Genomic DNA, 6,208 nt, shown 5'->3' on the forward strand with positions numbered 1-6,208 from the left:
CATCAAAATGGTAGATGCTTCAGAACGTTTCTTAACAAACTTGAAAGGTATCGATGAACCAGAAGCAAAACGTAAATCAATTGGTAAAGATTTCGTGGCTGTTTTTGATGAAGAATCAAATAAATTTGAAGATGCAGCATTCTTAGCGCAAGGAACTATTTATCCTGATGTAATCGAATCGCAATCTGTAAAAGGACCTTCTGCAACTATTAAATCTCACCACAATGTTGGTGGATTACCAGAAGATATGAAACTTCAATTATTAGAACCATTACGCGAATTATTCAAAGATGAAGTACGTAAAGTTGGAGTAGAATTAGGTATTCCTCGTGAATTAGTTTACCGCCATCCTTTCCCAGGACCAGGTTTAGGAATCCGTGTTTTAGGTGAAGTAGACGAAGAAAAAGTACGTATTTTACAAGAAGCAGATCAAATTTTTATTGACGAGCTTTATGCACATAATTTATACGACGAAGTTTCTCAAGCTTTCGTGGTTTTATTACCTGTAAAATCTGTTGGAGTAATGGGAGACGAGCGTACGTACGAATATACGGCGGTTGTTCGTTCTGCAAATACGATCGATTTTATGACAGCAACGTGGTCAAAATTACCTTACGAATTCTTAGAATTAGTTTCGAATAGAATTATCAATGAGGTAAAAGGAATTAACCGTGTAGCTTACGATATCAGCTCAAAACCACCAGCAACTATCGAGTGGGAATAAGCTGAAAAATATATCAAAGCCAGCCAATGTGCTGGCTTTTTTTCTATGTAAACTTTAAAAAACTAAATATTAAATGGAACTTTTAAAAGAAAGAATTCTGAAGGATGGAAAAAGTTTCGATGGTGGAATTCTAAAAGTTGATAGTTTTATCAACCACCAAATGGATCCTGTTCTGATGAAAGCAATTGCGTCGGAATTTGTCCAGCGATTTTCGGATTTAAACATTAATAAAATCATTACAATCGAAGCAAGCGGCATTGCTCCAGCGATTATGGTTGGATTAGAATTGAATTTGCCTGTTGTTTTTGTGAAGAAAGCAAAGCCTAAAACAATGACAGATTTTTATGCGTCGCAAGTGTATTCATTCACGAAAGACCGAACGTACGATGTTTGCGTAAGTAGTCAATTTTTGAATGAAAATGATCATGTTATTTTTATTGATGATTTTTTAGCGAATGGAAATGCAGCGTTGGGTGTTGAAAATTTGATTAAACAATCTGGCGCAAACCTTTTGGGAATGGGCTTTATAATTGAGAAATCATTTCAAGAAGGACGCGATCGCTTATTGAATGAAAATATCAGAGTTGAATCTTTAGTAAGATTAAAATCTTTGGGAGACAACTCAATTATTTTTGAAGAATAAAAAATATCAACCAAAAGCCAATTTATATTGGCTTTCTTTTTACTTTTAAAAAACAAAAAACTTACCTTGATAATATGAAAATAAAATTACTTGCCTTAACGCTCTCTTTACTATTCTTTACAAATTGTAATTCGTACAAATCGGCGAATTCAGCATTGGTTTCTGGTAATTTTCAGCAAGCTTTTGAACAATCTACGCAAGCTTATTTCAAAAATCCATCGGAGAAAAATGGAATCAAATATGTTCCATTAATTTTTGAAGCTTATAACAAAGGACAGCAAGAAGATGAAAATAGATTGAAACAAATCGAAACGTTGACAAATCCTTCTAAATATCAGGAAGCGTATCAAATTATTAATCGTTTGCAAGAAAGACAAAAAACGATTGCTGGAATTGATGGAAGATCGATTAGCGGGAAAACGTATAATTTCAAAACAAAAGATTATTCAACAGCTTATAAAACAATTCAAGAAAAGTATGCGCAATTTTTGTACGATGAAGGAAAATCTTTTCTAAATCAAGGAGGAAAACTGAATGCACAAACGGCTTATCAAAAGTTTCAAGTTTTAGAAAGTGTTTATTCAAATTATAAAGATACTCGTAGTTTGATGAATACGGCTCGTACAAACGGAATGTATAAAGTTTTGGTGCAATTGGTGAACAACACAGAAGTTGTTATTCCTAAACTATTAGAGAAAGATTTGTTAGATTTTAATTCGTATGGATTGGATTCTAATTGGACTGAATTTTACACGGGAAAATTAAATAGTTCTTATGATTATGTAATTCAATTAAGTTTTGAGACGATAAATGTTTCACCTGAACGAGAAAAAATTGAGGTGCATAATTTTGAGAAAAAAATTGTTGATGGTAAAGAAGAATTGGTGCAAAATGGAGTAGTGGTAAAAGATAAAGACGGAAAACCCGTGATGGTAGATCGTTATATTACAGTAAAAAGTCGTTTTGAAGAAGTACAACGCATCAAGGAAGCTGCAATTACGGCAAAATATTATTTGATCGATAATCAAAAAGAGCAAGCCATCGATTCTAAAAACTTAGCAAGTCAGTTTATTTTTAGAGATTCTTACGGAACTTACTAAGGTGATCGACGTTCTTTGGATCGAGATTATATAAATATGATTGGTAGAAGACCAGCTCCATTTCCATCAAATGAACAAATGATTTTTGATTGTGGGCAAGATTTGAAACGTAAATTCAAGAACGAAATCATCCGTATGAAGCTTTGATAAAAAAAATGTAAAAAATTTAATCATTTTTTAAAATTCATTTTCAATAGCTTATCACATAAAACGTCTGTTTTAGCTAAAAACTTGTAAAATTAGTTTTGGTGAATTAAAAAACCTTTCTATATTTGCACAGCAATTAAGACATAGACCCATGGTGTAACGGTAGCACATCGGTTTTTGGTGCCGCTAGTTGGGGTTCGAATCCCTGTGGGTCTACAAAAGTCTTATGCCTCGATAAGCAATTGTTGAGGCATTTTTATCTAACCTAGTTAAGAGAAAAGTTGCAAAAATTGAAATAAAATTTAGTCAGACCCATGGTGTAACGGTAGCACATCGGTTTTTGGTGCCGCTAGTTGGGGTTCGAATCCCTGTGGGTCTACAATTTTTTCTTTTCAATTTTAACATAATAATCATGGACAGACCCATGGTGTAACGGTAGCACATCGGTTTTTGGTGCCGCTAGTTGGGGTTCGAATCCCTGTGGGTCTACAGATTTTAAGCTTCAATATTTTTATTGAAGCTTTTTTTATACTATATATTTTGTTATATTTATCATAATTGATTTAGTAAATGACATTAGAGGACATAATTTTAGAAGCTAAAAAAGGGAAACGAAATGCTCAGAACGCAGTGATAGAGGTTTTGTGGAACAAAGTTTATCATTATGTATTTTCTAAGATTAGAAACGAAGAAGAAGCCGAAGATATCGCTATAGAAACGTTTACGAAGGTTTTTACAAAATTGAAATTATATAACGAAGATTTTGACTTTACGACTTGGGTAATTTCTATCGCACATAATACGATGATTGATCATATCAGAAGATCTCCAAAACTGAATATTTCTCTTGATGATGAAACCAATTTTTTAGAAATTTTAGAAGATCATCCTTCGCCAGAAGAACATTTGATTTTAAAACAAGATAATGACACGCTGATAAAAGCTATTGCAAAATTGAGAGAACCTTATCAAAAAATTATAGAATTGCGTTATATCGAAGATAAAACATACAAAGAGATTGCTGAAGAACTCAATTTGACCTTACCAAATGTTAAAGTTCGTCTTTTAAGAGCCAAACAATTGTTAACAGAGGTGATGCAAGATAATATTTAGTAAATTTATTCGTTGAAAATTTGTTGAAGAAAACTGGATCGAAAATGAAGAAGCACATATACCTTACAACAATTATTATCGCAAGTTTATTCTTGACGTCTTGTGGAAGTAGTAAAGTAACTTCGTATAAGAAAACTGGTTCTAAAAAAGTTTATACTTCTTCCAAAAAAAACGAATCTACAGAGGTTTTTCGTTCTAAAAATGCTGATGATAGTGCGCCTCGTGATATAAATAAAATTCTAAAAACGGCAAAATCTTACTTAGGAACACCTTACAAATATGGTGGAGTTACGAAAACAGGTTTCGATTGTTCGGGACTGGTTTATGTAAGTTTCAAGGAAATGAATTTAGAATTGCCTCGTCGTTCGAGTGATCAGGCAGAATATGGAAAAGAAATTACGATTGAAAATGTAAAGATTGGAGATTTGATATTTTTTAATACTTCGGGGAATTCAATTTCTCATGTAGGTATTGTAGAAAGTATTAATCATGATGGTTCAATCAGTTTTGTGCATTCATCTACTTCAAAAGGTGTTATCATTTCTTCCCTTGACGAAAATTATTGGAAAACTAGATTTGTAAAAGCGGTTAGACTTTTATAACTTGACGTGTGCTTAAAAAAAGAACTATATTATTAACTTTTCTAGGATTACTATTTTTTAGTTTATCCATAGTTGTTAATGCTCAAGAAGATAGTGTAAAAATTGATACTGTTAGAATTGAGAATAAAAATCATTCTAAGTTTAGAAAATTTTATCAAAAATTATTATTTAAGAAAAAACCAACGAGTTTTCCTATTCAGCCCAATAATGATGTGGATGATGGAAAATATCAAGGTAAAATCATTCGAAATATTTACTACAAAACACAAGATCCGTTTGGATATTCTTTGCAGGATACGACAAAAAAACCGACAAGATGGATTGAAAGAGCTGGAAATACATTGCATGGAAAATCCAAAAAATTTGTGTTGCGCCAAAATATGTTGTTAAAGCCTGGAGATAGATATGATTCTGTTAAGGCAGCGGAATCCGAGCGTTTGATTCGTACCAATCGTTCTATTCGTCGAGTAGAGATTAAGGAAGAAGCTGTGGGAAATGATTCGGTTGATTTGTATGTTAATTCAATTGATTCTTGGAGTATGTTTATTACAGGTTCGGTTTCGAGTTCGAAAGCTGGGATTCGCGTTAGAGAGCGAAATTTTTTAGGTTTAGGACATGTGTTTGATAATCGTTATCGTCACAATTACAAAACAGGAAATTCGTTATATCAATTTAATTATACGGTTCCAAATATTGCTCAAACTCGAATTATTGGGAATGTACGTTATTTCAAAAATGAAGACAATCATTATACAAAATCAATCAGTTTTGTACGACCTTTTTATTCGCCATTAGCGCATTATGCGGGTGGAGTTTCAGTTGGACAAGTGTATTTTAAAGATTCATTAGACTTCGAAAAACCTATTTTGGTTGATAATCATTTCAAATATAATTACCAAGATTATTGGTTGGCAAGAGCGTTTAGAATTGATGATGGTCATTCAGAAAATATTACCAATTTTATTGTCTCAGGGAGATTTTATGATCGATCTTATACCGAAACACCAACTCCGGAAAACGATCCTGTGAACTTTTTTTCTGACCAAACGAATTATTTAGTAGGGATAGGAATTTCTTCGAAACGATATATCAAAACAAAATATATTTTCAATTATGATATTGAAGAAGATATTGCGATAGGAAAATCATTGGGAATTATAGGAGGTATTCAAAATATTCGCCAAACTGATCGTTATTATCTTGGCGGAAAAGCTTCTGCTGGAGGTTTCTTAAATACTGGTTTTTGGGGATTTGGAGTAGAGTTTGGAGGATTTTTTAATAAAGGAAAATTTGAACAAAAAACGCTATCAGTAGAATTACAATATATGGCAAAATTGATAAGTTGGGGAAAATGGAAGTTCAGAAACTTCATGAAAACTAATTATCTTTTGGGACATGATCGTTTAGATTCTCCTGCAGATCAACTTTCGCTTCATGAACATGATTATTTGGGAATGGCAGGTTTCAAATCGGATAGAGGATTAACAGGTCAACAGAAATTAATGTTCGAGTATCAATTGCAATCCTATACACCTTACGAGTTTTTAGGATTTCGTATTTCGCCATTTTTCAATGCGATGGTTGCGGCAATTGGAGATAACAAAAAATTTATACTGAATAATAACCCAATTTATTCGCGTTTTAGTTTGGGGGTGATGTTGACAAATGATTATTTTGTGTTTAATAATATCAGGTTTTCATTGTCGTATTATCCTTCAATTCCTGGACAAGGTGATAATCTAATCAAGACAAATTTGATTGATAATAGAGATTATCAAATGATGGATTTCGACTTCTCAAAACCAAATTATATTCGTTGGAATAGGTGGGATTAAGACATAAAAAAAGCTTGAAGATTTCTTCAAGCTTTTTTTATGTC

The 6,208-nt window shown here is 32.5% G+C and carries 6 protein-coding genes and 3 tRNA genes; all 9 read left to right on the top strand.

Annotated features, from left to right (window positions below):
- Window positions 1-724 (top strand): glutamine-hydrolyzing GMP synthase (gene guaA / locus B2217_RS11445; RefSeq protein ID WP_291122616.1); only part of this gene is annotated, 724 nt, incomplete at its 5' end.
- A 73-nt stretch (window positions 725-797) separates the two neighbouring features.
- Complete coding sequence (gene xpt / locus B2217_RS11450) at window positions 798-1,367, top strand: xanthine phosphoribosyltransferase (protein WP_219034709.1); 570 nt, start codon at window positions 798-800, stop codon at window positions 1,365-1,367.
- A gap of 74 nt (window positions 1,368-1,441) precedes the next feature.
- Window positions 1,442-2,467 carry a hypothetical protein gene (locus tag B2217_RS11455; RefSeq protein ID WP_291067251.1) on the top strand — a complete coding sequence of 342 codons (1,026 nt, stop codon included), beginning with the start codon at window positions 1,442-1,444 and terminating at the stop codon, window positions 2,465-2,467.
- 292 nt (window positions 2,468-2,759) lie between these two features.
- Window positions 2,760-2,830: transfer RNA gene (locus B2217_RS11460), tRNA-Gln, on the top strand.
- A 92-nt stretch (window positions 2,831-2,922) separates the two neighbouring features.
- Window positions 2,923-2,993: transfer RNA gene (locus tag B2217_RS11465), tRNA-Gln, on the top strand.
- A gap of 39 nt (window positions 2,994-3,032) precedes the next feature.
- Window positions 3,033-3,103, top strand: a tRNA-Gln gene (locus B2217_RS11470).
- A gap of 81 nt (window positions 3,104-3,184) precedes the next feature.
- The gene (locus B2217_RS11475) at window positions 3,185-3,727 is read left to right on the top strand and encodes an RNA polymerase sigma factor (protein ID WP_038334626.1); all 543 of its coding nucleotides are present in this window, start codon (window positions 3,185-3,187) and stop codon (window positions 3,725-3,727) included.
- A gap of 44 nt (window positions 3,728-3,771) precedes the next feature.
- Complete coding sequence (locus B2217_RS11480) at window positions 3,772-4,329, top strand: C40 family peptidase (protein WP_038334631.1); 558 nt, start codon at window positions 3,772-3,774, stop codon at window positions 4,327-4,329.
- 8 nt (window positions 4,330-4,337) lie between these two features.
- The gene (locus B2217_RS11485) at window positions 4,338-6,164 is read left to right on the top strand and encodes a hypothetical protein (RefSeq protein ID WP_180906193.1); all 1,827 of its coding nucleotides are present in this window, start codon (window positions 4,338-4,340) and stop codon (window positions 6,162-6,164) included.
- Window positions 6,165-6,208: the final 44 nt, after the last annotated feature.

Source organism: Empedobacter sp. UBA7620, from assembly GCF_002484185.1.
Taxonomy (GTDB): Bacteria; Bacteroidota; Bacteroidia; order Flavobacteriales; family Weeksellaceae; genus Empedobacter; species Empedobacter falsenii_C.

Coding starts and splice junctions, on each gene's coding strand:
- xpt (WP_219034709.1), top strand. CDS start 798: ATGGAACTTTTAAAAGAAAGAATTCTGAAGGATGGAAAAAGTTTCGAT.
- B2217_RS11455 (WP_291067251.1), top strand. CDS start 1,442: ATGAAAATAAAATTACTTGCCTTAACGCTCTCTTTACTATTCTTTACA.
- B2217_RS11475 (WP_038334626.1), top strand. CDS start 3,185: ATGACATTAGAGGACATAATTTTAGAAGCTAAAAAAGGGAAACGAAAT.
- B2217_RS11480 (WP_038334631.1), top strand. CDS start 3,772: ATGAAGAAGCACATATACCTTACAACAATTATTATCGCAAGTTTATTC.